This is a genomic window from Streptomyces axinellae (assembly GCF_039532135.1).
In the GTDB taxonomy this organism is placed as follows: Bacteria; Actinomycetota; Actinomycetes; order Streptomycetales; family Streptomycetaceae; genus Streptomyces; species Streptomyces axinellae.
In genome coordinates this window covers 200,517-225,618 of record NZ_BAAARJ010000007.1, presented here as the reverse complement: position 1 = coordinate 225,618, position 25,102 = coordinate 200,517, and the positions used below count along the sequence as shown (strand labels likewise).

At 71.7% G+C, this 25,102-nt stretch carries 18 protein-coding genes and 1 pseudogene; 8 read left to right on the top strand and 11 right to left on the bottom strand.

What is annotated here, in order from left to right; translation table 11 throughout:
• Window positions 1-21: 21 nt before the first annotated feature.
• The 3 genes from ABD339_RS12870 to ABD339_RS12860 all read right to left on the bottom strand — a co-directional run bounded on the left by ABD339_RS12870 (window position 22) and on the right by ABD339_RS12860 (window position 2,909).
• Window positions 22-939, bottom strand: coding sequence for an ABC transporter ATP-binding protein (locus ABD339_RS12870; protein ID WP_344565408.1), 918 nt, complete (start codon window positions 937-939; stop codon window positions 22-24).
• A 112-nt stretch (window positions 940-1,051) separates the two neighbouring features.
• On the bottom strand, window positions 1,052-1,966 hold the full coding sequence (locus tag ABD339_RS12865; protein ID WP_344565406.1) for an ABC transporter permease: 915 nt from the start codon (window positions 1,964-1,966) through the stop codon (window positions 1,052-1,054).
• The gene (locus tag ABD339_RS12860; RefSeq protein ID WP_344565653.1) at window positions 1,956-2,909 is read right to left on the bottom strand and encodes an ABC transporter ATP-binding protein; all 954 of its coding nucleotides are present in this window, start codon (window positions 2,907-2,909) and stop codon (window positions 1,956-1,958) included. Before ABD339_RS12860 ends, ABD339_RS12865 begins: the two co-directional genes overlap by 11 nt.
• A 578-nt stretch (window positions 2,910-3,487) precedes the next feature.
• Between ABD339_RS12860 and ABD339_RS12855 the strand changes: the two genes are divergently transcribed.
• Together ABD339_RS12855 and ABD339_RS12845 are read left to right on the top strand one after the other, a co-directional pair.
• On the top strand, window positions 3,488-5,314 hold the full coding sequence (locus tag ABD339_RS12855; protein ID WP_344565404.1) for an SDR family oxidoreductase: 1,827 nt from the start codon (window positions 3,488-3,490) through the stop codon (window positions 5,312-5,314).
• A 266-nt stretch (window positions 5,315-5,580) separates the two neighbouring features.
• Window positions 5,581-6,579 carry a MerR family transcriptional regulator gene (locus ABD339_RS12845; protein WP_344565402.1) on the top strand — a complete coding sequence of 333 codons (999 nt, stop codon included), beginning with the start codon at window positions 5,581-5,583 and terminating at the stop codon, window positions 6,577-6,579.
• A 274-nt stretch (window positions 6,580-6,853) separates the two neighbouring features.
• Here ABD339_RS12845 and ABD339_RS12840 read toward each other — a convergent pair whose 3' ends face one another.
• Window positions 6,854-7,753, bottom strand: coding sequence for an LLM class flavin-dependent oxidoreductase (locus ABD339_RS12840; RefSeq protein WP_344565401.1), 900 nt, complete (start codon window positions 7,751-7,753; stop codon window positions 6,854-6,856).
• 286 nt (window positions 7,754-8,039) lie between these two features.
• Here ABD339_RS12840 and ABD339_RS12835 point away from each other — a divergent pair, with 286 nt between their 5' ends.
• Both ABD339_RS12835 and ABD339_RS12830 read left to right on the top strand, forming a co-directional pair.
• Entirely contained in the window at window positions 8,040-8,537 is a 498-nt protein-coding gene (locus ABD339_RS12835) for a hypothetical protein (RefSeq protein WP_344565399.1), read from the top strand.
• Between the two features lie 156 nt (window positions 8,538-8,693).
• Window positions 8,694-9,967, top strand: a pseudogene (locus tag ABD339_RS12830) (threonine synthase).
• Between the two features lie 77 nt (window positions 9,968-10,044).
• Here ABD339_RS12830 and ABD339_RS12825 read toward each other — a convergent pair.
• Window positions 10,045-11,124 (bottom strand): amidohydrolase family protein, encoded by a 1,080-nt coding sequence (locus ABD339_RS12825; protein ID WP_344565397.1) that lies wholly within the window; start codon window positions 11,122-11,124, stop codon window positions 10,045-10,047.
• A 135-nt stretch (window positions 11,125-11,259) separates the two neighbouring features.
• Here ABD339_RS12825 and ABD339_RS12820 point away from each other — a divergent pair, with 135 nt between their 5' ends.
• Together ABD339_RS12820 and ABD339_RS12815 are read left to right on the top strand one after the other, a co-directional pair.
• Window positions 11,260-11,661 carry a hypothetical protein gene (locus tag ABD339_RS12820; protein WP_344565395.1) on the top strand — a complete coding sequence of 134 codons (402 nt, stop codon included), beginning with the start codon at window positions 11,260-11,262 and terminating at the stop codon, window positions 11,659-11,661.
• An 81-nt stretch (window positions 11,662-11,742) separates the two neighbouring features.
• Window positions 11,743-12,453, top strand: coding sequence for an endonuclease/exonuclease/phosphatase family protein (locus ABD339_RS12815; RefSeq protein ID WP_344565649.1), 711 nt, complete (start codon window positions 11,743-11,745; stop codon window positions 12,451-12,453).
• A gap of 98 nt (window positions 12,454-12,551) precedes the next feature.
• On the opposite strand, the gene pspAB is transcribed toward ABD339_RS12815, so the two are convergent.
• Complete coding sequence (gene pspAB / locus ABD339_RS12810) at window positions 12,552-13,175, bottom strand: PspA-associated protein PspAB (RefSeq protein ID WP_344565393.1); 624 nt, start codon at window positions 13,173-13,175, stop codon at window positions 12,552-12,554.
• Between the two features lie 111 nt (window positions 13,176-13,286).
• On the bottom strand, window positions 13,287-14,192 hold the full coding sequence (gene htpX, locus ABD339_RS12805; RefSeq protein ID WP_344565391.1) for a zinc metalloprotease HtpX: 906 nt from the start codon (window positions 14,190-14,192) through the stop codon (window positions 13,287-13,289).
• 510 nt (window positions 14,193-14,702) lie between these two features.
• On the opposite strand from htpX, the gene ABD339_RS12800 reads away from it, so the two are divergent.
• On the top strand, window positions 14,703-15,569 hold the full coding sequence (locus ABD339_RS12800; protein WP_344565647.1) for an HAD hydrolase family protein: 867 nt from the start codon (window positions 14,703-14,705) through the stop codon (window positions 15,567-15,569).
• A 118-nt stretch (window positions 15,570-15,687) separates the two neighbouring features.
• Here ABD339_RS12800 and cydD read toward each other — a convergent pair whose 3' ends face one another.
• From cydD to hisC, 4 genes are all read right to left on the bottom strand, one after another.
• The gene (cydD, locus tag ABD339_RS12795) at window positions 15,688-19,362 is read right to left on the bottom strand and encodes a thiol reductant ABC exporter subunit CydD (protein WP_344565389.1); all 3,675 of its coding nucleotides are present in this window, start codon (window positions 19,360-19,362) and stop codon (window positions 15,688-15,690) included.
• Window positions 19,363-19,463: 101 nt separating this feature from the next.
• Entirely contained in the window at window positions 19,464-20,471 is a 1,008-nt protein-coding gene (cydB, locus tag ABD339_RS12790) for a cytochrome d ubiquinol oxidase subunit II (RefSeq protein WP_344565387.1), read from the bottom strand.
• Between the two features lie 17 nt (window positions 20,472-20,488).
• Complete coding sequence (locus ABD339_RS12785; protein ID WP_344565385.1) at window positions 20,489-22,006, bottom strand: cytochrome ubiquinol oxidase subunit I; 1,518 nt, start codon at window positions 22,004-22,006, stop codon at window positions 20,489-20,491.
• A 253-nt stretch (window positions 22,007-22,259) separates the two neighbouring features.
• Complete coding sequence (hisC, locus tag ABD339_RS12780) at window positions 22,260-23,393, bottom strand: histidinol-phosphate transaminase (protein WP_344565383.1); 1,134 nt, start codon at window positions 23,391-23,393, stop codon at window positions 22,260-22,262.
• A gap of 348 nt (window positions 23,394-23,741) precedes the next feature.
• On the opposite strand from hisC, the gene ABD339_RS12775 reads away from it, so the two are divergent.
• Window positions 23,742-24,920: a LacI family DNA-binding transcriptional regulator gene (locus tag ABD339_RS12775; RefSeq protein ID WP_344565382.1), complete on the top strand. Its 1,179-nt coding sequence runs from the start codon at window positions 23,742-23,744 to the stop codon at window positions 24,918-24,920.
• Window positions 24,921-25,102 lie beyond the last annotated feature (182 nt).

Here is a 25,102-nt window from a genome sequence, read left to right as displayed (position 1 = left end):
CTCAGGGCTCCCTTCCGCCGCTCAGGCCGCGACGAGGTACGAGAAGACGCTCTCCAGGGACTCGTCGGAGGGCGAGACGGTGTAGAGCCGGATGCCGTGCTCGCGGGCGACGCGCGGGAGCAGTTCGGTGAAGCGGGTGAAGTCGATGGCCTGGATGCGCAGCGCGCGCTCGGCGGGGTCCAGTTCGATGCCGGCGGTGGAGCCGTCGGCGATGAGGGCCGCGGCGAGCTGCCGGTCGTCGCTGGAGCGCACCAGGTAGCGGTGCGGCCGGTCGGTCATCAGCCGCCGGATCTTGCGGAAGTCGCCGCTGGCCGCGTGCCGTCCGGCGACGATCACCTCGATGTGGGAGGCGAGTTGTTCGACCTCTTCCAGGATGTGCGAGGAGAAGAGCACCGTGCGCCCCTCGTCACCCATCTTGCGCAGCAGCTCCATCAGTTGCATGCGCTGGCGCGGGTCCATGCCGTTGAACGGTTCGTCCAGCAGCAGTACGGACGGCTGGTGCACCAGGGCGGAGGCCATTTTCACGCGCTGACGCATGCCCTTGGAGTAGGTGGAGATACGGCGCTCTTGCGCGTACTCCATCTCGACGGTCGCCAGCGCCTGTGCCGCGGCCGAGCGGGGGTCGGGGAGTTGGTGCAGCTCGGCGTTGGCGAGGACGAACTCGTGGCCCGTGAGGAAGTCGTACATGCCTTCGCGCTCGGGCACGAGGCCGATGTGCCGGTAGGACTGCTCGTTGCGCCAGATCCGGGTGTCGTCCAGGGTGACGCTGCCGTTGGAGGGAGCCAGGAAGCCGCCCATCATGTGGATGAGCGTGGACTTGCCCGCGCCGTTGGGACCGAGGAGGCCGGTGACGCCGGGGCCGATGTTCATGGTGATGTCGTTGACCGCGACGACGTTCCCGAACCAGCGGGAGGCGCGGTCGATGCGGAGTGTGCTCATGGGCGCAGCCCGTTCCTTCGAGGAGTCGTGGTGGGTCGCGGTCCGGCGGTCGCGTTCCGGAACGCCAGGGTCCGGGTCTGGGTCCGGGCCCGGGTCCGCGCGGCGGGGGCCCTCACAGTCCGGCCTTCCGGTAGCGGCGCAGCAGGAGGGCGTACGCGCCGGCGCTCAGCGCCACGAAGACGAGGAGGTAGATGACGCCCTGGGCCGCGTCGGGCGTCGCGTCCAGCGGGAATCCCGAAGCTCCGCCCAGGAACTTGTCCTGGATTCCGTCCATGAGCGTCCCGGGTGAGCCGAGGCCGAGCCAGGCGATGGCGCTCCTGTTGTCGGAAGCTCCCGCGATCTCCTGGAGCGCGTTGATCAGGAAGAACGGGACGGTGATCACGACGATGATCGCGGCGATGCCGAAGCCCCGGCGCGGAGTGAGTGCCGCGATGCAGGAGGCGATCGCGGCGTGGAGCAGCGCGAACAGCGCGCAGAAGACGAGCCCCTGGGCGGCTCCCTCGGTCTGCTCGGAGATATCCAGCTTCACCAGGAGGGAGCCGATGTACATGATGAGCACGGGCGCCGCCGTGAAGAGGAACAGGGCACCGGAGATCGCCGCGTACTTCGCCGTCACATAGTCGCTGTGCTTGATGGGCCGCGAGAAGTACAGCGGGGTGGTCTTGAACCGCAGGTCCAGGGAGATCGCCTGGGGTGCGACGGCGGCGAGGTAGATGCCCAGGACCGGCTGGAGCATCAGCACGTACTCGGCGTAACCCACCTGCAGATGGTCGGTCTTGGCGACGGCGGCGACCGCGACGACGATGGCCGCCGGCAGGCAGACCACCGCGAACAACAGCATGGGCAAGACCTTGGATTTGGCGGAACGCCCCAGTCCGTAGGCGCCGCGCAGCGTCTGGATGAACAGCGAACGCCGGGCGTACGAGCGGCCCAGCCGGGGGCCCTCGTAACCGCGGTATCCGATGTCGTGGATGACGTCCTGGCCGCGCTGTGCGGCGGGCGCCGGGGCAGTGGGCTCAGGCGACATCGCCGGCGCTCCCTTCCGTGAAGACCTCGGAGATCTGGTGCCTGCGCTGTTCCATCCGGACCAGCCCCAGGCCGAGTTCGGCCGCGGTGTCGCGGACCGTGTCGTAGACCGACTCGTCGTCGATGTCGACGGTGACCAGGTGACCGGCACCGGGTGCGACCGCGCCGTCGGCGCCCTGGCGCAGGGAGAGCCCCGCCTCCCCGAGCGCGGCGCGCAGCGCCTTGGTGCCGTCCGGATGCTGGTCGGTATCGGTGACCTCGACGGCCAGCACTGCGGTGTGCTGGGTGAAGTCCGCGGTGGAGGAGGAGCGCAGGAGCTTGCCGCCGTCGATGACGACGATGTGGTCGCTGGTGCGCTCCAGCTCGCCGAGGAGGTGCGAGGTGACCAGCACGGATATGCCGAAGTCCCGGTGCACACGGCGGATCAGGCCGAGCATCTCGTCCCGGCCGACCGGGTCGAGCCCGTTGGTGGGCTCGTCCAGGAGGACGAGCCGGGGGTCGTGCACCAGCGCCTGTGCGAGCTTGACGCGCTGCTTCATGCCCGTCGAATAGCCGCCCATGGGGCGGTAGCGCTCCTCGTAGAGGCCCACGTGCCGCAGCGTGTCGGCGGTGCGCTCGCGGGCGGCCGTGGGCGGCAGTCCCGACATGCGCGCCATGTGGACGACGAACTCGGTGGCGGAGACGTCCGGCGGCAGGCAGTCGTGTTCCGGCATGTATCCGACGCGCTCCCGGATCGCGCCGCCCTGGGTGCTCACGTCCATACCGAGAACGCTGGCCGTGCCTTCGGTGGCGGGCGCCAGCCCGAGAAGGATCTTGATCAGGGTGGATTTTCCGGCGCCGTTGGCACCCACCAGGCCCGTCACGCCCGGTTCTATACCGACGGTCAGCCGGTCGAGTGCGGTCACCCTCGGGTACCGCTTGCTGAGGCTTTCGGTCGCGATCACAGTCACGTCCCCGACGCTAGTGGCACCTGACCGCGTCCGCGTCAGACAAGGTGGCGGTTCCGCCTACCTCTCAGGTCGGAGATCCCCGTAGGGGGCGGAGACCTGAGTAGGGGATCCGCGCGAGGAAATGAGCGCTCCGGGCGGGAGCGTGAGCGGCTGAGTCGAGCGCCTGAACAGGGGCCGGGGTGGTCTGAGTACGGGGTCGAGTGGCCTGAGCAACGAGGTCGGGATGGCCTGAGCAGGCGCCCGGGCGTCGGGCCGGAGCGTGGCGCCGGAGCGGCCCGAGCGGGCGGGGGCGAAAGTTATCCACAGGCTGGGCCGGGACCTTGACCACGCCACGGCCTGATGTCACATTCATCAATGTCAAATTGCTCACGCGCCGGTACGACTCGGGGACGGATGGTTGCGATGCGCCCAGCGACGATTGGTATCACCCCCACTGACCTGCGGAAATCCAGGACAGGCCAGCGGGCCACGCGAGTCGGCCCGCAGGGCTTCCCCGCCCCGGCGGAAAGCGCCTTCTGGCCCGATGACGACCCGCCACGTGTGCGGCACCGGCAGGAAGAGGCAGGCACGCGATGAAGCGGAACAGCAAGACGGTGCCGCAAGGCGGGTCCCACGGCCAGGGCCGGAGCCAGGAGCGGGAGCTGTTGGACGGCGCCCGTACGCGCTGGGTGCGCACCGGCGGAGTGGAGCTGTGTGTCGCGGAGCTGGGGGACGCCGGGCTGCCGACGGTGATGTTCGTGCACGGCTACCCGGACAGCAAGGAGGTCTGGTCGGAGGTGGCGCGCCGGCTCCAGGACCGCTTCCATGTAGTGCTGTACGACGTGCGGGGGTGTGGCAGGTCCACAGCGCCCAAGCCCCTGCGCGGCGGCTTCACTCTGGAGAAGCTCACCGACGACTTCCTCGCGGTCGCCGACGCCGTCAGCCCCGGCGAGCCGGTGCATCTGGTCGGGCACGACTGGGGCTCGGTGCAGGGCTGGGAGTTCGCCACCGTCAGCCGCACCGAGGGCCGGATCGCCTCGTTCACCTCCATCTCGGGCCCTTCCCTGGACCACTTGGGGCACTGGATCAAGAAGCGGGCCTCCCGGCCGACCCCGCGCAGGGCAGCCCAGCTGCTGAACCAGGGCGCCAAGTCCTGGTACGTGTACGCACTGCACGCCCCCGCGCTGCCCGAGCTGTTGTGGAAGGGCCCTCTCGGCAAGCGCTGGCCACGCATGCTGGCCCGGGCCGAGAAGCTGGAGTCCGGCCAGTACCCGATGTCTTCCCTGCCCACGGATGCCGCGCACGGCGCCTGGCTCTACCGCGACAACGTCCGCGCACGGCTCTCGCGCCCCCGCACCGACTGCTACGCCCACGTCCCGGTGCAGCTGATCACCCCGACCGGAGACGCCTTTCTCAGCGAACGGCTCTACGACGAGTTGGAGCAGTGGGCGCCCAGGCTCACCCGCCGCACCCTGCCCGCCAAGCACTGGGTGCCGCGCACCCGGCCCGACCAACTGTCCGCCTGGGTGGAGGGGTTCGTGACGAGCCAGGAGTCGGATCTCCCCGCCAGGGAGTCCGCCCCGACGGGCAAGTACGCCGACAGGTTCTCCGGCCAGCTGGTGCTGGTCACGGGCGCGGGCAGCGGTATCGGCAGGGCGACGGCCTTCTCGTTCGCGGAGGCCGGAGCGCGGGTGATCGCCGTCGACCAGGACACGGACTCGGCGGTGCGCACCGCCGATATGGCGCGGCTGGTCGGCGCTCCGGACGCCTGGGCGGAGACGGTCGATGTGTCCGACGAGCAGCAGATGGAGAAGTTCGCGGCCAAGGTAGCCGCCGAATACGGCACGCCCGACGTACTCGTCAACAACGCGGGGATCGGCGTCACCGGCCCCTTCCTGGAGACCAGTACGGAGGACTGGCGGCGCACGCTCGATGTCAATCTGTGGGGCGTCATCCACGGCTGCCGGCTCTTCGGCAGGCAAATGGCCGAGCGCGGACAGGGCGGGCACATCGTCAACACCGCGTCCGCCGCGGCCTATCAGCCCTCCAAGGTGCTCCCCGCCTACAGCACCTCCAAGGCGGCCGTGCTGATGCTCAGCGAGTGCCTGCGCGCCGAACTGGCAGGACAGGGCATCGGGGTCTCCGTGGTGTGCCCCGGGTTCGTGAACACCAACATCGCTCGGACCGCGCGGTTCACGGACGCCGACGAAGAGGAACAGCAGCGGCACCGACGGCGCGCCTCCCGCCTGTACGGGTTGCGGAACTACCCTCCGGAGAAGGTCGCCGACGCGGTCTTGCGGGCCGTGGTGCGCAACCAGGCGGTGGTGCCGGTGACGCCCGAGGCACGCGGGGCCCGCCTGATGTCCCGTTTCGCCCCGCACGCCCTGCGCGCGATAGCCCGCCTGCGGCCCCCGATCTGACCCCCGCGGCCTCCTCGGCACCCCTCAGCGCTGCGGCGGAGGGCCCGCTCACCCGTAGGGCACAACGCGCCAGTGGCCAAAGGTCTGTTGCCGACGCGGCGTGAGCTGGGCTCGGCGATACCCGCTGTTTCAAGCGCTCGTACCATCCCTCTCAGGAAGGTTCGCTGCGGCGGGCCGTGGACCCGTCTGTCCCCGTCCCCCGCAGCACGGGCCGCCGCAGGAGCGAGAGGCCGCCGCGCGGCACTGTGAACGAGGAGAGCGGACCCATGTCCCCGTCCCGAAAACCGGCGCCCGTGCCGGAGTACCGCATTGAGGATCTGGCGCATCACAGCGGCGCGACAGTCCGCACCATCCGGGCATACCAGGACAGAGGACTGCTCCCCAAGCCGGAGCGGAGAGGCCGGGCCAATGTGTACGACGACTCGCACCTCGCCCGGCTGCGCCAGATCGCCGACCTGCTGGACCGCGGTTACACGCTGGCCTCCATCAAGGAGCTGCTCCAAGCCTGGGACGAGGGGCGGGGCTTGGGCGGGGTGCTGGGCCTGGTGGCGGAGGTGGACGGGCCGTGGACGGACGAGGAGTCCGGCCGGGTCTCCCGTGAGGAGCTGGACCGACTGTTCGGCGGCGCGCACGACGACACGGCGGTCTCCGAGGCCGTGGCGCTGGGGGTACTGGTGCCACTCGCGGGCAGGGCCGATGAGTTCCTGGTACCCAGTCCGCAGGAGCTGGCGGTCGCGGCGGAGCTGCACAAGGCCGGGGTGCCGCTGCTGGCGATCACGGATCACCTGCGGGAGCTGCGCGGCCAGGTCGAGCACATCGCCGCCCGCTTCCTGGATTTCACCAACGAGCACGTCTTCATCCGCTACCTGGGATCCCATCCCGCGGACGGCGACGCCTCGGACGCGGCGGAGCTGGTGCGCAGACTGCGGCCGTTGGCGCAGCAGACCGTAGAGGCGGAGCTGGCACGGGCGATGCGGAAGCTGGCGGCCCGCGATCTGCGGGACCACCTGCGTTCCGCGGCGGCGCTCCCGCCGCCGCCACTGGGTGAGCCAACATCCGATGAGCAGGTGCGGCTGCCGACGGGCACGGTGGAGGCAGTCCGAGGGCTGGTAGGGGAGGAGAGGGCGCCTGACTTCATCGCGGCGGCGGCCGAACGGGAGGTGCGGGCCCGCGCGATGGACTGCATGACAACGACGACGGGAGGGGGAGTGGAGGCGAACACGGGGCAAGGAGCGCGTTCGGGGCCCGGCGCCAAGTCGGCGTAGGTCCCGGCTCCCCGATCAGCGAGGCTCCGACTCGACCAGTTCCCGGCCTGGCAAGGTCCCGGCCCTGCAAGGCCCCGGGTCCGGCCAGACCCCGGCTCGGACAGCTCCCGGCCCGGCCAGACCCCTGGCGAGCCCTCGCCAAGCCTCGCAAGTCACAGCCCTCAAGGCGACAGTCCCGCAAGTCACAGCCCTGCGAGGTCACAGGCCCGCAAGCCACATCCCCGCAAGGTCACAGCCCCGCAAGGTCATGCCGGGCGGGCCCGTACGGGGTGTCTCAGCGCTGGTGCAGGCGTTCGGCGCACTCAGTGGCAACGCGTTCGAAGACGTGCTCGTCGGCCTCGAAAGGGGTGCCGGGGATCGGCCAATGCAGCGCAAGCTCGTCGAAGCCCAGTTCGCCGAGGCGGCCCGCGAAGTCGAGGAATGCCTCGGTGGACTCCAGCGGGCGGTCGGGGGTGAAACCGGTGAGCAGGGTGCGTCCGATGGTGTCCGGGTCGCGTTCGGCCTCGGCGCACGCCTTCTCCAGCCCCTCCGTCTGGCGGGCGAGCGCGGCGAACGATTCGGCCGGGGTCCCGGCGTTGTTGGCGACCGGGTCACCCGTCGTCAGCCAGGACTGCCCGTACCGCGCGGCGAGGCGCAGGCCGCGCGGGCCCGTTGCCGCGACGGCGAAGGGCAGGCGCGGGCGCTGGACACAGCCGGGGATGCCGCGGGCCTCGTGCGCGGAGTAGTACGTGCCCTCGTGGGTCACCTCGTCGTGGGTCAGCAGTTGGTCGAGGAGGGGGACGAACTCCGTGAAGCGGTCCGTGCGTTCGCGGCGCGTCCATGCCTCCTGGCCGAGTGCCGTCGCGTCGAAGCCGCTGCCGCCCGCGCCGATACCCAGCGTGATCCGGCCCTCGCTGATGTCATCGAGCGTGAGCAGCTCCTTGGCGAGGGGGACGGGGTGCCGGAAGTTCGGCGAGGTGACCATGGTGCCCAGCCGCAGCCGCGAGGTCGCCGTCGCGGCTGCCGTCAGGGTGGGGAGGGCACCGAACCAGGGGCCGTCGCGGAACGGCTCCCGCCAGGAGAGATGGTCGTAGGTGTACGCGGCGTGAAAGCCCAGTTCCTCGGCCCGCTGCCACACCTCCCGTCCGCCCTCGGACCAACGGCGGACGGGGAGGATCACAGTGCTCAGACGCATGCCCCGACCCTATGCGCCCGGCCCGTACCCCTCCCCCTCAGCCCGTGCCCCTCCCCCTCGACCCGTGCCCTCCCCTCGACCCGTGCCGCCCCCCTCCCCTCGGCCCCCGTGCTTCCCCCAGCCTTGTGCTTCCCTCGGCCCCGTGCTTCCCCCCGCCTCGTGCTTCTCTCCGCCGCTGCCGCCCTCCCCGTAGCCGGTCGGCGCGTAGCCGGTCGGCGCGGCCCGCACTGCCCCACCGGCTCCGGCGGGTCAGCGCGCCCGTGCCCCGGCAGGCATGATCGGTGGTATGGACCACATGAACCACCACCCGCAGATTCACAGCACCGAGTCCGCGGTCGCCGTGCTCGGCGCGCTTGCCGAGCGGCGCGGGCTGGAGGTCCGTACCGAACACGCGATCGGGGCGGATGAGTCCTCGCGGCGCACGGCAGCGGGCGCGTTCGCCGTCACCGACGAGGACGGGTCCCTCCCCCACGAGGCGCTGCTGGAGATCGACCCGAGCGACAGCCCTTCCGGCACGCCGATGACGCCGAAGATCTCGGTGCAGCTCTATGAGGAGGGGGACGCGCACATCACCGTCGATGGCGTCACCTTCCACGATCTGCCGCGGGAGGTGACCCCCGCCTTTCTGGAGGCGGTGTTCGATCGCCGGGCGCGGCTGAAGACGACGTGGTATCCGCCGTTTTGCCGGCTGATCGTGGCGCTGCCGGACGACCGTACGTACAAGGAGATCGTCCCCATGGCATACGGCGGCCTCACCCGCTGGATGAACAGCCTCCCCACCTGAGCGGGCGGCGGGACCCGGCCCCAGCCGCCGTACGCGGTGGACGAACGCGCGCCCTCACCGCCCTGTCCCCGGTGGGCCCCCGCCCCTCCGCCCCGCCCATTCACCCCCTCACTCCGCCCCCGTCCGCCCCGCGCTCCCCCGCTGACGTCCTCCCTCATGAGGACCCTCTCCGCCGCTACCGGCCAGCGCTCTCTCGGTGACCCGGCCGTCACATATCCGCTGTGGCCTCCGCTGACCAGCGGGTGTCCGCGGACGAGCACCGAGGAGACGGCGTACCCCGTCGAGGTCGCCTACGCGTACGAGTCGATCGACCCCACCCTCCTCGCCTCCCTCTTCACCTCCTCCCTCTTCACCCCCACAGGCCCCGGACCGTCGCCAGGCCCCCGTCGGCCTCAAAACCGGCCCCACTAGCCCCACCAGCCCCACCAGCCCCAAAACCGACACCTATGCCGGCGCCTATACCGGCATCGACCGCTGGGCCCCACTCCTCCCGCCGCTCGACGGGCCCGGGCTGGGGGAGGGCCGGACCCCCCTGGTCGAGATCGGTGACGGGCTGTACATCAAGGACGAGTCCCGCAACCCCACCTGGAGTCACAAGGACCGTCTCAACCGGGTGACCGCGAGCGCCGCGCTGCGCGTCGGGGCGCCGGGGACCGTGGTGGCGTCCTCCGGCAACCACGCGGCCTCGGCCGCGGCGTTCGCGGCCCGCGCCGGGCTGCGAGGCGCGGTGGCCGCTCACCCGGCTGATCGTCGAGCACTGCGGAATGCACCCCGTCAGCAACCTCACCCCCACCCACACCGGTCACGCGTTCGGGCCCGAGGGGTACAAGACGCCGGCCTACGAGATCCACGCCGATATCGGCGTCCCCGCCGATGTGTTCGTGCCGGTGGGCTACGGCGAAATGCTGTTCGGGGTGTGGAAGGGGTTCGACGAGCTGCGGCGGCTCGGCGTCACCGACCGGGTGCCGCGCCTGCACGCCTGCGAACCGGCGGCGGGCGGCCCGCTGTCCGCCGCCCTCGCCCGCGACCTGCCCGCCGCCCGGGTGACGGTGGGCCACACCGACGCGTACGGCATCGACTGCCCGGTCGGCGGCTACCGGGGCGTAGTCGCCGTACGCGGCAGCGGCGGACGCGGACTGCTGGTGGACGACGAGCGGATGCGCGCGGCGCAGCGCGAACTGGCCGCGCACGGGATGTGGGCGGAGCTGTCGGCGGCTGCGGGCCTGGCCGCCTACCGCGCCCACGGGACCCCGCCGGGGCGCGCTCCGGGGGAGCAGGCCCCGCCGGAGGAGCGCGGGGGGCCGGTCGTCTGCGTCTCGACGTCCTCCGGTTTCAAGGACAACGCCGTCGCCACCCGCACCCCCGACCCCGTCGATCCGAGCTGGGACGCGGTGGCGGCCCGGCTGCGAAAGGAGGGGATCAGCTTCTGAGGCCGAGACCGGGGCCGGGACCGGAGCCGAGACCGGGGCCGGGACCGGAGCCGGGGCGAGGCCCTGCCCCGGACCGTTCAGCGGCTCCGTTCAGCGGCTCCGGATCGTCCGCCTGTACACGGCAGTTCGAACACCCGCGCCGCGTTGTCGTGGCACACCGCCCGCAGCCATTCCTTCCCCAGCCCCGTCCGGGTCTCCAGCGCCTCCAGGGCGTCCGCGTACGCGTACGGAATGTTGGGGAAGTCGGTCCCCAGCAGTACGCGGTCGCCGAGCGCGGCCAGCCGGGGGAGTTCCGCGCGGGGGAAGGGTGCGATGTCCTCGACGAAGCCGGTGAAGGCCATCGTCGTATCGAGCAGCACCCGCGGGTAGCGCTCGGCGAGGGTCAGGAAGTCGGCGTACTCGGGCATGCCCAGATGTGCGACGACCAGCCGCAGCGACGGGTGCCGCGCCAGCACCTCGTTCACCGGCCCCGGCCCGGTGAACGCGCCCGCCACCGGGCCCGACCCGCAGTGCGTGACCACCGGCGTGCCCGCCTCGGCCAACAGCCCCCACACTTCGTCCAGCAGCGGGTCCCGTGGGTCGAACCGGCCTACCTGGATGTGGCATTTGAACACCCGCGCCCCCTGTTCCAGGGCCCGGCGTATGTCGTCGGCGGCCTCCGGTTCGGCGTAGAAGGTCGCGGTGTGCAGGCAGTCGGGGGTGCGGGCCGCGAAGTCGGCGGACCAGTCATTGAGGGAGCGGGCCATGCCCGCTTTGTGCGGGTACAGCATCGAGGTGAACGCCCGGACGCCGAAGCCGCGCAAGGTCTCCAGTCGCCGCTGCTCATCCTCGCGGTACGCGATCGGCCAGTTCCGTCCCACGAGCGGGCCCGCCGCGTCGAAGTACGCCCACACCTTGTCCAGCAGCCGCTGCGGCATGAAGTGCGTGTGCACGTCCACCAGGGACGCGAGCCCCAGCCGCGCCCGGAACGCGGCGACCCGCACCGGCTCCCCCACCGCCGCCGTACGCTGCGCCTTCCCCTCGCCCCGCCCCGCCCCGCCGCTCTCCTCGGCCCTGTCGCTCTCCTCGGCCCCGTCGCTCTCCTCGGCCCCGTCGCTCTCCTCAGCCCCGTCGCTCTCCTCGGCCCTGTCGCTCTCCTCGGCCCCGGTGATGTCCATACGGCAACCCTAGGCAGCGGGCACAACCCCTCCGCCGCCTGCGCCGCAGGTGCCGTTCCGCGAGTAGATTCACCCTCCGCTTCTGAGTACGGGGACGGATGACCGAGGCGGGACGCGTTCCCTAGGTTCCGTGCCATGGACGCTTCTGATTCCACAGCAACGCCCGGGGCACTGAGGGCACTGGACGGCGACGACGACTCGAACGAACGCCTGCCACACCGCCGCACTCCGTCCCAATGGGCCGGTCTGGCCCTCCTCGCCGTGGCCGTGCTGGTCTTCGGCGCCTTTGTCCTCGTGTTCGGTCCGCTGCTGGCCATCTCCTGCACCGACTCCGACTGCCTGGGCGGTGTCCGCGGTCCGCTCCTGTTCGGAGAGGCACTCCTCGCCGTCGCCTGGTACGGGGTGCCGCTCACGACGCTGGGCACGCTGGTCGCCATGTTCGGGATGCGACGGGGTGCCCGCGCGGGCGGTATCGGCCTGTGTGCCCTGCTGCTGCTCCTGCTGCTGGAGCAGTTCCTCGGCCAGTTCACCGGCTGATAGTTCCCTGGCGACAGCAACAGCAGCGAGGCGCAGGCGGCGGCCGGCGGGGGGTTCTCCAACCGGGTCGTCACCTGGAACCTGCACGGGCCCGGTCACCACAGCGCGTATGAACAGGCACGGCAGATCGCCCGGTACCGGCCGGGCGTCATCGGCTTCCAGGAAGCCTGCAAAACCAAGGTGGACCGGATCGCGAGGGCTTTGAAGAAGGTGCACAAGCTCGACTACCACGTCACCTATGGCACCGTGAACCGCAAGCGGGGCCAGTGCGGCGGCATCTTCAAGGGCGGGGCCTACGGGCGGGCCATGCTGACGGCCGCACCCGCGAAGGACCCGGTCAACAAGCGGTACTCCCAGGGCGGTTCGGAGCCGCGTGGGTACATGGCGGTCACCGTGCCCATCGCGGGCAAGGATGTGCGGGTCTTCAACACGCACTTCGCGCAGAAGACGGCGGACGATCAGCAGACCGGGGTACGCACCCAGCAGGTCCGCGAACTGGAGGCGGCGGCCCGCCCGCACAACCGCGCGATCGTCGTCGGGGACTTCAACACAACTCCGCCCGCCGGCGAACTGGCCCCGTTCTGGCAGCACTTCGCGGACGCCGACCCGTACTGCGGTGCCAAGCCCGACGCCCGCTGCCAGGGCACGATCGGGACCGCGCCGCACCGTAAGAAGATCGACTTCATCTTGCTGCGCCGGGGCGCCTTCAACCCTCCGGGCGTCGGCGTCCACGACCCGCAGGGGCAGTCGGACCACTCGCTGGTCCACGCGGATCTGAAGCCGCTGTTCTGAGCCGCGGCCAGCCCCTCACCGCTCACCTCGCCCCCGGGCCCGGGCTCGCCCCCGGGCCCGGGCGAGGCACAGGCCGGGCGGGGCACAGGCCGGACGAGTCACAGTCCGGGTGCGCCCCATACGGGGAACCAGCGGCTGAGGTCCTTCTCCAGGGGCAGGTCGTTCGCCAGCAGGGCGCGCACCTGGAGTTCGAGCCCGTTGTCCCGCTTCTCGGCGCCGCCGGGCAGCGGGGCGAAGGGGTAGAAGGTGCCGCGTTTGTAGAGGTAGATCAGCGCGAGGGGGCGCGGAGTGCCGGAGACGGCTTCCGTGCCCTCTTCCGTGCCGTCCGCCGACTCCCGGAACACGACGGTCGAACACAGCAGCTGTGGCCCGAACCCGCCCTCGGCGAGCAGGGTGTTGACCGCGTGCAGGTCGTTGACCAGGTCGGCTGTCTCCTCGGGGGCGTGCCGCGCGGTCAGCCACGTATAGCCGTAGGAGTCCTGGCCGAACTCGACGGGGATGCCGCCGCGCTCTGTGTCCGCGTCCAGCAGCGCCCGTACGTCCCGCTGGAGCTGGGCGAAGGCGCCGCCCTCGACGCTGGCGAAGCAGACGGCGCCCACCCCGGTGGGGACGAAGGAGGCGCCCGCCTGGAGGGTGACCGCGGCGGACGGCAGCGCGAACAGCTGGTCGAGGTCGGGCCGCGTGGGCTTGCTGCGGCCGAGAAGCGCGTCCAGAAAGCCCACCTCGGGCCCCTCTCGTATAGCGGATCTCGTATAGCGGATCTCGTATAGCGGATCTCGTGAAGCGGATCTCGTGAAGCGGAGTCGGCGGAGTCGGAACTCACCGGGTGAAGATCACTGGCCGAGCTGGGCCGAGATGCGGCCGAGTTGGTCGAGCCGCTTCTCCAGCGGCGGGTGCGAGGAGAAGAGCGTGGCGATGCTCTCACCGGAGAAGGCCGGCACGAAGAAGAAGGCGTTGTACGGCTCGGCCTGGCGCAGGTCCTTGGTCGGAATACGCGCCATGTCGCCGCTGATCTTCGTGAGCGCGGAGCCCAGCGCGGACGGCCGCCCGGTCAGCAGGGCACCGGCGCGATCCGCCGACAGCTCGCGGTAGCGGGAGAGCAGCCGGGTCAGCAGGAAGCTGATGACGTAGACGACGGCGCTGACCAGCGGTATGAGGAGCAGGAGCAGGCCCGCGGGGTCGTTGTTGCGCCCGGCGGTCCGCCCGATGCCGCCCCACAGTGCGACGCGCGTCATGATTCCGGCCAGTACGCCCAGGAACGAGGCGATCGTCATCACGGCGACGTCCCGGTGCGCGACGTGGGACAGCTCGTGCGAGAGCACGCCCTCCAGTTCGTCCGGCTCCAGACGGCGCAGCAGCCCGGTGGTGGCGCACACCATGGAGTTCTTCTGGTTACGGCCCGTGGCGAACGCGTTGGGTACGTCGCTCTCCGCGATGGCGACCCTCGGCTTGGGCATGTCGGCGAGCGCGCACAGCCGATCGACGGCGCCGTGCAGCTCGGGCGCCTGTGCGGGGGTGACCTCGCGAGCGCCCATACTGAACGCCGCGATCTTGTCGCTGAACCAGAACTGGGCGATGAACAGCCCGCCCGCGAACACGAGCACCAGCGGCCACGCTTTCCCCAGCAGCGCGACCAGCACACCGACGAGCACGACATAGAGCAGCCCTATGAAGAACATCGTGGTGACCATGCGCGTGGTCAGACCACGGTCCGGGACGTAGCGCGTGTGACCGGCCATGAGCGCCTCGCTCCCTTTCCTCCGGGTGTCCCGTTCCTTCGGGTATCCCGTTCCTCCGGGTATCCCGTAGCTACGGATATCCCGCCGGTATTCGGCCTCCGCTTCGATTGTGCCGCTTGTGGGCGTAATCATGCGATAAGAGCCCTTGAGCTGCGATGCCCGGCCGTGCGCCGGTACTGCGCCGTGCGCCTCGCGTGCTTCCACTGACACGGAGAGTGCTCTCATTCGTGCGGCACGTCGCACGAATGTTCAGGCATATGCGTCAAGATGGTGCCTGTGACTCATCCGTCTGATTCCCGCGCCCCCAAGAGCCCGCGACCCAGTCCGAGACCAAGCCCGAGCCCGGCCACCGGCCCGGAGCCGGGCCCGAGCGCGAATCCGAGTCCCAGCACGAACCCGAGCGCGAATCCGAGGCCGAGTACGAACCCGAGCCCGAACCCGAGGCCGAGGCAGAGCGAGAACCCGAGCGCGGGGCGGCTCGCGAGCGTCCGGGCGACGCGCCCCCCGCGCCTGATCGCCACCGATCTGGACGGCACGCTGCTGAGGAACGACAAGACGGTCTCCCCGCGGACGATCGCCGCGCTCGCCGCCGCCGAGGACGCCGGGATCGAGGTGTTCTTCGTGACCGGGCGCCCGGCCCGCTGGATGGGCGTCGTCAGCGAACATGTGCACGGCCACGGGCTCGCCATCTGCGCCAACGGCGCGGCCGTCGTCGATCTCCACGCCGAGGGCCGACGCATCGTGCGGGTCCGGGAGCTGGCGCGGGCCGACGCGCTCGCCGTCGTCCACGCCCTGCGCGAGGCGGCCCCCGGGGTGACCTTCGCCGTCGAGCGGACGGAGGGCATCCACTACGAGCCCGACTACCCGTTCTTCCCCCACGATCCCGGCACCTCCTACGCCCCGGCGGACGAACTGCTCGCCGAAGGGGCGGGAGCAGGCACGAGGCCGGGGCCGGGAACGAGGCCGGGAACAGGAACGGAGACGGGTGCGGCGACCGGTCCCGGGGACGCCGACCCGGTGCTGAAGCTGCTGGCGCATCATCCCGGCATGGACCCGGACGACTTCCTGGCGCTGGGCAGGAAGACGGCCGGGCCGCACGCGGAGTTCACCAGGTCGAGCCCCTCCGCGCTGCTGGAGATCTCGGGGCGCGGGGTGAGCAAGGCCAGCACTCTGGCGCTGGCCTGCGCGGAGCGGGGCATCGCGCCCGAAGAGGTGGTCGCCTTCGGGGACATGCCCAACGACCTGGAGATGCTGGCCTGGGCGGGCACCTCCTACGCGATGGCCAACGGCCACCCCGATGTGCGGGTCTCCACGACGCACACGACGTCCTCCAACGAGGAGGACGGCGTCGCCACCGTGATCGAGACGTACGTCTAGATCGCAACGTACGTCCAGTTCGAGACGCACGTGCAGAGCGAGACGTACGTGCAGAGCGAGACGCACGTCCAGTTCGAGACGCACGTGCAGAGCGAGACGCACGTCCCCGATCGCGACGTCACGTCCGGGCGGCGGCCGGCACCAGGGGCCGGGTCTCCTCCGCCTCGCGCGGCTCCCGGCCGCCGCCGTGGGCCGCCGCCTCGCGTTCGGTGGCGAGCATCGCGGCGAACGGGCCGTCCGCCGCCGCGAGCCGGGCGCAGGGGCCGCGTTCCACGGTGCGGCCACCGTCGAGCACGATCACCTCGTCCACCGCCTCCAGCCCCTGGAGGCGGTGGGTGATCAGCAGCGTCGTCCGGCCCTCGGTCGCCGCCAGCAGGTCGGCGGTCAGCGCGTCGGCGGTGGGCAGGTCCAGGTGTTCGGCGGGCTCGTCGAGGACGAGGACGGGGAAGTCGGCCAGCAGCGCGCGGGCGAGCGCGAGGCGCTGGCGCTGGCCGCCGGACAGCTTCGCGCCGTGCTCGCCGACGAGCGTGTCGAGCCCGTCGGGCAGCGTGTCCACCCACTCGGCCAGCCGCGCCTCGGCGAGCGCGGCGCGCAGTTCGTCCTCGGTGGCCGTGGGCCGGGCGAGCCGCAGGTTCTCGCGGAGCGAGCTGTCGAACAGGTGGGCGTCCTGCGCGCACAGGCCGACGGTGCGGCGTACGGCGTCCGCGTCGGCCGCCGTCGCGTCCACGGCGGGCGAGCCGAGCGTGTACGGCGCTCCGCCGCCCGGCACCGGCGCCGGGTCCACGAACCGCAGCAGCGCCAGGGCCAGCGTGGTCTTGCCCGAGCCGGAGGCGCCGACGACGGCGACTCGGCGGCCGGGCGTCAGCTCCAGCTCGAACCCGTCGAGCGCCGGACGGGCGCCCTCCGGAGCGTCCGGGTAGCGGACGGTCAGCCCCCGCGTACGCAGCGGGAACGGGCTGTCGTCCAGCTCCGCCGGGCGGTCCGGTTCCCGTACCGGCACGGGTGCGTCGAGCACCTCGTACACGCGCTCGGCCGAGCGCCGGACCCGCTGGCGGAACTGCACCGCCTGCGGCAGCGGCGTCATCACCTCGAACACGGCCAGTGGCGTCAGCACGACGGTGGCCAGCAGCAGCCCGTTCAGCCCGCCGTCCACCGTCGCGGCGGCGCCCGTCCAGGCGGCGGCCGTCACCGTGAGCCCGGCGGCGAGTGTGGCGAGCCCGGCCGCGAGCGCCGTGCGGGCCGCCGAACGCGCGGCGATCCGGGTGAGCGCCGCATCGGCGGCGGCGGCCTCCTGGCGCCGCGCGGCCAGTGCGCCGCTGACGGGGAGTTCGCCGGAGGCCGTGCCGGTGAGCAGATCGACCGTACGGACCGCCAGGTCGGCCCGCGCGGGCGCCAGGCGGCGCTCGGTACGGCGCGAGAGCGCGGCCGTCAGCGCGGGCACGGCCACGCCCGCCACGGCCAGCCCCAGCGCGAGGGCGGCAGCGGCGGCGGGCAGCAGCCACGCGGTGAACGCCACCGAGGCGAGGCCGACCGTGACGGCGACAGCCGCCGGGAGCAGCCAGCGCAGGAAGTAGTCCTGGAGCGCGTCCACGTCGGCGACCAGCCGGGTGAGCAGGTCGCCGCGCCGGGTGCCGCGCAGCCCGGCGGGTGCCAGCCGCTCCAGGCGGCGGTAGACGGTGACGCGCAGGTCCGCCAGGACGCGCAGCGCGGCATCGTGCGAGACGAGGCGCTCGGCGTAGCGGAAGACGGCGCGGCCGATCCCGAACGCGCGGGTCGCGGTGACGGCCACCATCAGGTAGAGGATGGGCGGCTGTTGGGCCGCGCGGGAGATCAGCCAGCCCGAGGTCGCCATGAGGCCCGTGGCGCTCAGGAGCGCCAGCGCGCCGAGGGTGAGCGCCAGCGCGAACTTCTTCTTCAGGCCCTGGGCCTGGCCCATGGCCCGTACGCGGGTGAGGGTGCGCCGCGCCGATGTGGCGCCCTCGCTGTGGGGGTGGCCCTCGCTGCGGGGGTGGCCCTCGCTGTGGGGGTGGCCCTCGCTGTGGGAGTGGTGCGGGCCGGTTGGCGTCCGGGGGCGGCCTCGGCCCTCCCCGCCTGCCCTGTCCTCCCTGCCGCCCCTGACGGCGGGCATCCCCGGGACGGTGGCGTTCCGCTGCTCCGAGGCGTCGGCTCCCCGCTGTCCCGGGGCTGCGGGGTTGATCTCCACCACGCGGTCAGCCGCGCCCAGCAGCGCGGGCCGGTGGGTCACCAGTACCACCGTGCGGGTCTCGGCCAGACGGCGTACGGCGGCCAGGACCGTGGCCTCGGTGGTGCCATCGAGTGCGGCGGTCGGCTCGTCGAGCAGGAGCAGGGGCCGGTCCGCGAGGAACGCGCGGGCCAGGGCCACGCGTTGGCGCTGGCCCGCGGAGAGGCCGCCCCCGTTCTCGTCGAGGACGCGCGCGGGGTCGAGGTCGGGCGCGCCCGCGTCGGCGAGGGCGCGCGCCACGGCCTCGTCCGGCGCCTGGGGCCGGGCGAGCCGCACGTTCTCCGCGATCGTGCCCGCGAACAGGGAGGGGTGCTGCGGTACCCAGGCGATCTGCTCGTGCCAGCCGTCCGGGTCCAGCTGCGCCAGCGGCACGCCGCCCACCCGCACCTGACCCTCCGTCAGCGGGGTGAAGCCCAGCAGTACGGACAGCAGCGTGGTCTTGCCGCCGCCGGAGGGGCCGGTCAGTGCGACCGTCTCGCCGGGGCGCACGGTCAAGTCGGTGGGCGCCAGTGAGTAGCCCGTGCGCCCCTCGTGCCGTACGGCGGCGCCGGTCAGGGAGAGGGTGGCCGTGCGGACGTCCGCGCGCCGGGTGCCCCGTTCGGGTACCGGGCGCTCCAGGACGGCGAAGACCTCCTCCGCCGCCGCCAGCCCCTCGGCCGCCGCGTGGTAGTGCGTGCCCACTTGCCGCAGCGGCAGATACGCCTCGGGGGCCAGGATGAGCACCATCAGCCCGGTCGTCAGGTCGAGGTCGCCGTGGACGAGCCGGGTGCCGATGCTGACGGCGACGATCGCCACGGAGATCGTCGCGAGCAGTTCCAGCGCGAACGAGGAGAGGAAGGCGAGCCGCAGGGTGCGCAACGTGGCGCGGCGGTAGTCGCCGGTGATGGCGCGGATGTTGTCGGCCTGGGCCTTGGCGCGGCCGAACACCTTCAGGGTGGGCAGCCCGGCGACCACGTCGAGGAAGTGCCCGGACAGCCGGGTCAGCAGCCGCCACTGGCGGTCGGTCCTGGACTGGGTGGCCCAGCCGATCAGCGCCATGAACAGGGGGATCAGCGGCAGGGTGACGACGATGATCGCGGCGGAGATCCAGTCGGCGGTGACGATCCGGGCGAGCACCGCGACGGGAACCACGGCGGCGAGGCCGAGTTGGGGCAGGTAGCGCGCGAAGTAGTCGTCGAGCGCGTCCACTCCGCGCGTGGCCAGCGTCGTCAGCTCGCCGGTGCGCTGCGTGGTCAGGAAGCCGGGCCCCAGCGCGGTGGCCCGCTCCAGCAGCCCGGTGCGCAGCTCGGACTTGACCGCCGCGCCGCACCTGTGTGCGGCCAGCTCCGTCAGCCAGGACACCAGGGCCCTGGCGACGGAGACGGCGGCGAGCAGCAGCAGCGCGCCGCGCGCGAACTCCCCGTGCCGGTAGGCGGACACGACGATGTCGGCGATCAGCATGGCCTGCCCGATGACCAGCACGGCGCCGGCGAGGCCGAGGGTGATGGCGGCGAGCAGGAACAGCCGGGTGGTGCGCGCGTATCGCAGCAGCCGCGGGTCCACGGGCTTCATGGCATCGGCTCCTTCACTCTCAGTTCACTCACGGCCGTGCTCACGGCCCTGCTCACGGCTTCGCTCCCAGTTCGCTCGCGGCGGTGCTCACGGCTTCGCTCTCAGTGGCCGCCGGACTGGGCGAGGCTCTGGGTGCCGATGCGCTTGCGGAAGACCCAGTAGGTCCAGCCCTGGTAGAGCAGCACGACGGGGGTGGCGATCGCCGCGCACCAGGTCATGATCTTCAACGTGTAGGGCGTGGAGGACGCGTTGGTGACCGTCAGGCTCTGACCGCCCGCCAGCGTCGAGGGCATCACCTCGGGGAACAGCGCGAGGAAGAGCATCGCGACGGCGGCCACGATGGTCAGCCCCGAGAAGGTGAACGACCAGCCCTCGCGCCCCGCGAGGTTGGTGGCGAGCGCGGCCACCAGTGCGACGACGGCGACGACCAGCGCCACCAGGCTCCAGCCGTTGCCCCGGTCGGCCTGGGTCCACAGCAGGAAGGCGAGCGCCAGCGCGGCGGTCACCAGCCCGAGCACGGTGGCCATGCGGCGGGCCCGGGCGCGGATGTCTCCGAGGGTCTTGAGCGCGGTGAAGACGGCGCCGTGGAAGGTGAACAGGGTCAGGGTGACCAGTCCGCCCAGCAGCGCGTACGGGTTGAACAGGTCGGCCAGGTCGCCCACGTACTCAAGGTGCTGGTCGATCTTCACGCCGCGCACGATGTTGCCGAACGCGACGCCCCACAAGAACGCGGTGAGCAGCGAGGTCCAGAAGATCGCGTGCTCCCAGTTGGCCTGCCAGCGCTCCCCCTCCCGCTTGGCGCGGTATTCGAAGGCGACGCCGCGCACGATCAGGCAGACGAGGATGACCAGCAGCGGCAGGTAGAAGCCGGAGAAGAGGGTGGCGTACCACTCGGGGAAGGCCGCGAAGGTGGCCCCGCCCGCGGTCAGCAGCCACACCTCGTTGCCGTCCCAGACCGGGCCGATGGTGTTGATCAGCACCCGGCGCTCGGCGCGGTCGCGGGCCAGCAGCTTGGTCAGTACGCCGACGCCGAAGTCGAAGCCCTCCAGGAAGAAGTAGCCGGTCCACAGGACGGCGATGATCACGAACCAGATGTCGTGGAGATGCACAGCGATTCGCCCCGATCTCAGTACGAGAAGGCCATGGGCCGGTCGGCATCGGTGTCGCCACCGATCTTGGTGGGCGGGTTGAGGTCGGCCTCGGTCAGCTCCGGGGGCCCGGCCTTGACGTACTTCACCAGCAGCTTGACCTCGACGACGGCGAGGATCGCGTACAGCGCGGTGAAGACGATCAGCGAGGTGAGGACCTCGCCCTGGGAGACGCTGGGGGAGACGGCCGAGGCCGTGGGCAGCACCCCGTAGACGACCCAGGGCTGGCGGCCGGTCTCGGTGAAGATCCAGCCCCAGGAGTTGGCGACCAGCGGGAAGGCGAGGGTAAGCGCCGAGAGCCGCCAGTACCAGGTGCCCAGCCGCCCGTGCAGCTCACGGTTCTTGGTGAGCGCGAGCCGGGGTACCTCCTCCTCGCCGGTGCGCAGCCGTTCGCTGATCCAGATCTTGCGCCGGGTGAGGTAGAGGCCCGCGGCGCCGAGGGTGAAGGAGGCCATCCCGAAGCCGATCATCCAGCGGAACGACCAGTAGGCGACGGGGATGTTGGGCCGGTAGTCGTCAAGACCGACCGTGTCCTTGAACTTCTCCTTCAGGTGCGCGTTGGTGTCGTTGATGCCGGGGACGGCCTCGTAGAAGTTGTCGTGCGCGAGGAAGGAGAGGACGCCGGGGATCTCGATGGCGACCTTGTTGTGGCCCTTGTCCACGTCGCCGTAGGAGAAGACGGAGAACGGCGCCGGGGCCTGGGTCTCCCACAGGGCCTCGGCGGAGGCCATCTTCATCGGCTGCTGGTCGTACATGATCTTGCCGAGCCGGTCGCCGCTGACGACGGTGAGCAGCCCGCCGGCCACCAGGGTCACCAGCCCGAGCCGCAGCGAGGTGCGCATCACGGGGATGTGCTTCTTGCGCAGCAGGTGGTAGGCGGCGATGCCGACCATGAAGGCGCCGCCGGTCAGGAAGGCGGCGGTCATGGTGTGGAAGAACTGCGCCAGCGCGGTGTTCTGGAACAGGATGCCGAAGAAATCGCTCATCTCCGCGCGCCCCGAGCCCTCGTTTATGCGGTAGCCGACCGGGTGCTGCATCCAGGAGTTGGCCGCCAGGATGAAGTAGGCGGAGGCGATGGTGCCGAGGGCCACCAGCCAGATCGTCGCCAGGTGCAGCTTCTTGGGCAGCTTGTCCCGGCCGAAGATCCACAGGCCGATGAACGTGGACTCCATGAAGAAGGCGATCAGCGCCTCGAAGGCGAGCGGCGCACCGAAGATGTCTCCGACGAAGCGGGAGTAGTCCGACCAGTTCATGCCGAACTGAAACTCCTGCACGATGCCGGTGACCACGCCCATGGCGATGTTGATCAGGAAGAGCTTCCCCCAGAAGCGGGTCGCTTTGAGGTACTTCTCCTTGTTCGTCCGCACCCATGCCGTCTGGAGCACCGCGGTGAGGGTGGCCAGCGAGATCGTCAGGGGGACGAAGAGGAAGTGGTAGACGGTCGTGATGCCGAACTGCCAGCGCGCCAGGGTCTCCGGCGCCAACGCAAGGTCCACGTTGCTCTCTCCTTCGGGTCGCAGCCCGCCATTCGTGAATGCGTTCACATTCACAAGCGACTGTACGACACCCCCATACCGGACATGTCACCGGGGGTCGGAAACCTGGCCGACAGGGGGCAGAGCGTTCCCGAAGGCGCTTCTGCGGAAGACCGCTCCGGTAAAGCCCCTTCGGGAGAAGCCGCTCCGCAGTCCGGAGAAGGCCGCAGTGGAAGACCGCTCCGGGGAAGGCCGCAGCGGAAATGCCGCAGCGCTACAGCTCCTTGCGGAAGGCAGCCGCGGTCTGGAGGAAGAGGTCGTTGGCCGCGGTCTCCCCGATCGAGACCCGCACGCCCTCCCCGGCGAACGGCCGCACCGTCACCCCGGCGGCCTCGGCCCGCTGCGCGAAGTCCGTCGTACGGTCACCGAGCCGCAGCCACACGAAGTTCGCCTGCGAATCGGTCACCGTCCAGCCCTGGCCCCGCAGCTCGGCCAGCACCCGGGTGCGCTCCCCGACCAGCGCGTCCACCCGCTCCAGCAGCGCCCCCTCGCTGCGCAGCGAGGCGATCGCCGCCTCCTGTGCGAGGTTGCTCACACCGAAGGGGACGGCCGTCTTGCGCAGCGCGGCGGCCACCGGCTCGTGTGCCACCGCGAAGCCGACCCGCAGCCCGGCCAGCCCGTACGCCTTGGAGAAGGTCCGCAGCACACACACGTTGGGGCGGTCCCGGTACAGCTCGATGCCGTCCACCACCCGCTCGTCGCGCACGAACTCGCGGTACGCCTCATCCAGCACCACCAGCACGTCAGAGGGCACCCGGTCCAAGAAGCGCTCCAGCTCGGCACCCGGGAGGGCCGCGCCCGTGGGGTTGTTGGGGTTGCAGACGAAGATGAGGCGGGTGCGCTCGGTGACCGCGTCCGCCATCGCGTCCAGGTCGTGCGCCTCCTTCTCCGGCCCGCCCGTCAGCGGCACCCGTACCGAGGCGGCACCGGAGATCTGCGTGATGATCGGGTACGCCTCGAAGGAGCGCCAGGCGTAGATCACCTCGTCGCCCGGCCCGGCCGTCGCCTGGAGCAACTGCTGGGCTATGCCGACGGATCCGGTGCCGGTGGCCAGATGGGAGACCGGCACATCGAAGCGGTCCGCCAGCTCGGCGAACAGACCGGAACACGTCATGTCCGGGTACCGGTTGACGGAGGCCGCGGCGGCCGTCACCGACTCCAGCACGCCCGGCAGCGGCGGATAGGGGTTCTCGTTCGACGACAGCTTGTAGGAGACGGGCCCCTCGGCCGAGGCCGGACGGCCCGGCTTGTAGGCCGGCACATCCGCCAGCGCCTCGCGCAGCCGGGGGCCGCGCGCGCCGCCGGCGGTCCGGCTCCCGCCGTTCTCCTGTGCGCTCTTGTCACTCACCGCTGCTCCTCCTGGTCCCTCGTCCCGCCTCTGCACCAATACTGTTCACCTTAGAAGGATTCCCCCGGCGGGCGTACGCCCACGGCGGACCCGGCCCCGCACGCCCCGCACGCGGGTGGCGGGCGCGGTGGCGCGCGTCGCTCGTGAAGGTGACTTGAGGCTCCCCTCACCTGATCGGCGACCCGGCGGAAACGACCGCGGCGCCGCTCCCCGCCGGATCGCGCGACCGGACCGTGAACTGCGCGTTCCATGGTCGTTCCCGCCCGCCGATCGGCCCGGAATCCGGCCTGCTCGGGCACCCCGCGCGAACCGTGCCCCGGCCTGCCGCGGGCCTACGATCGGGTCGCCATGACAGCAGCAGAGAAGCATCAGGGGAGCCGGACCCCGGCGTCCCTCCCCCAGCCTCCGGCCGGGAGGTACTCCCGGGGGAGCCGGCCGAGGGCGCGGGCCGGCATCCGGGATGTCGCCGCCGCGGCCGGTGTCTCCATCACGACTGTCTCCGACGCCCTCAACGGAAAGGGCCGGCTTCCGGACGCCACCCGCAGCCACGTCCGCGAAGTCGCCGAGCGGCTGGGCTACCGCCCCTCGGCCGCGGCACGCACGCTGCGCACCGGCAAGTCAGGACTGATCGGCCTGACCGTCACCACGTACGGCGAAGAACCGTTCACCTTCACCGAGTTCGCCTACTTCGCCGAGATGGCGCGGGCCGCGACCTCGGCCGCACTCGCCCGCGGCTACGCCCTGGTGATCCTGCCCGCGCCCGCCCGGGACAGCCCCTTCGACGTGTGGTCCAACGTCGCGCTGGACGGCACCGTCGTCATCGACCCCTCCGACCAGGACCCGGTCGTCACCGAACTGGTCCGCTCCGGGATCCCGGTCGTCTCCGACGGCCGCCCCAGCGGCTCCCTGCCGGTCACCGCGTGGGTGGACAACGACCACGAGGAGGCGGTACGCGGCCTCCTCGACCACCTCGCCGAATCCGGCGCCCGCCGCATCGGCCTGCTGACCGGCACCAGCACCGACACCTACACCAGCCTCTCGACCACCGCCTACCTCAAGTGGTGCGAGCGCGTGCGCCAGGACCCGGTCTACGAGAGCTACCCGGCACACGACCCGTGCGCCGGCGCGGTGGCCGCCGACCGGCTGCTGGCCAGGCCGGACCGGCCCGACGCGGTCTACGGCCTCTTCGACCCCAACGGCACCGACCTGCTGGCGGCGGCCCGCCGCTACGGGCTGCGGGTGCCGGAGGACCTGCTCCTGGTCTGTTGCAGCGAGTCCACCGTCTACGCCACGACCGAGCCGCCCATCACCACGCTCTCCCTCAAGCCCGGCCGGATCGGCAACACCGTCGTCCAGCTCCTGATCGACGCCATCGAGGGCATCGACCCGCCCCGCCCGGTGCGCCAGGTGATGCCCACCGAACTGATCGTGCGCACCTCCTCGCACCGCAGGGGCGCACGCACGACAGTGAGCGCACCCCGCTCGCCCCGCCCGCCCCGCCCGCCCGCGCCCCCGCGCGCGGACTGAGCGCGGGCGGCGCGGCGGGCCTGGGGGCCCACGTGACCCGGGTGACCCGGCAGCACGCGCGCGGGCGGGCGCGGGGTCGCGCACCGAGGCGCGGGGCACGCGGGCGGCGGGCGGCGGCGCCGAACCCCCAGCCGGTGCGGCGGAATCGCAGACGGCGCGGCGGAATCGCAGTCGGCGCGGCG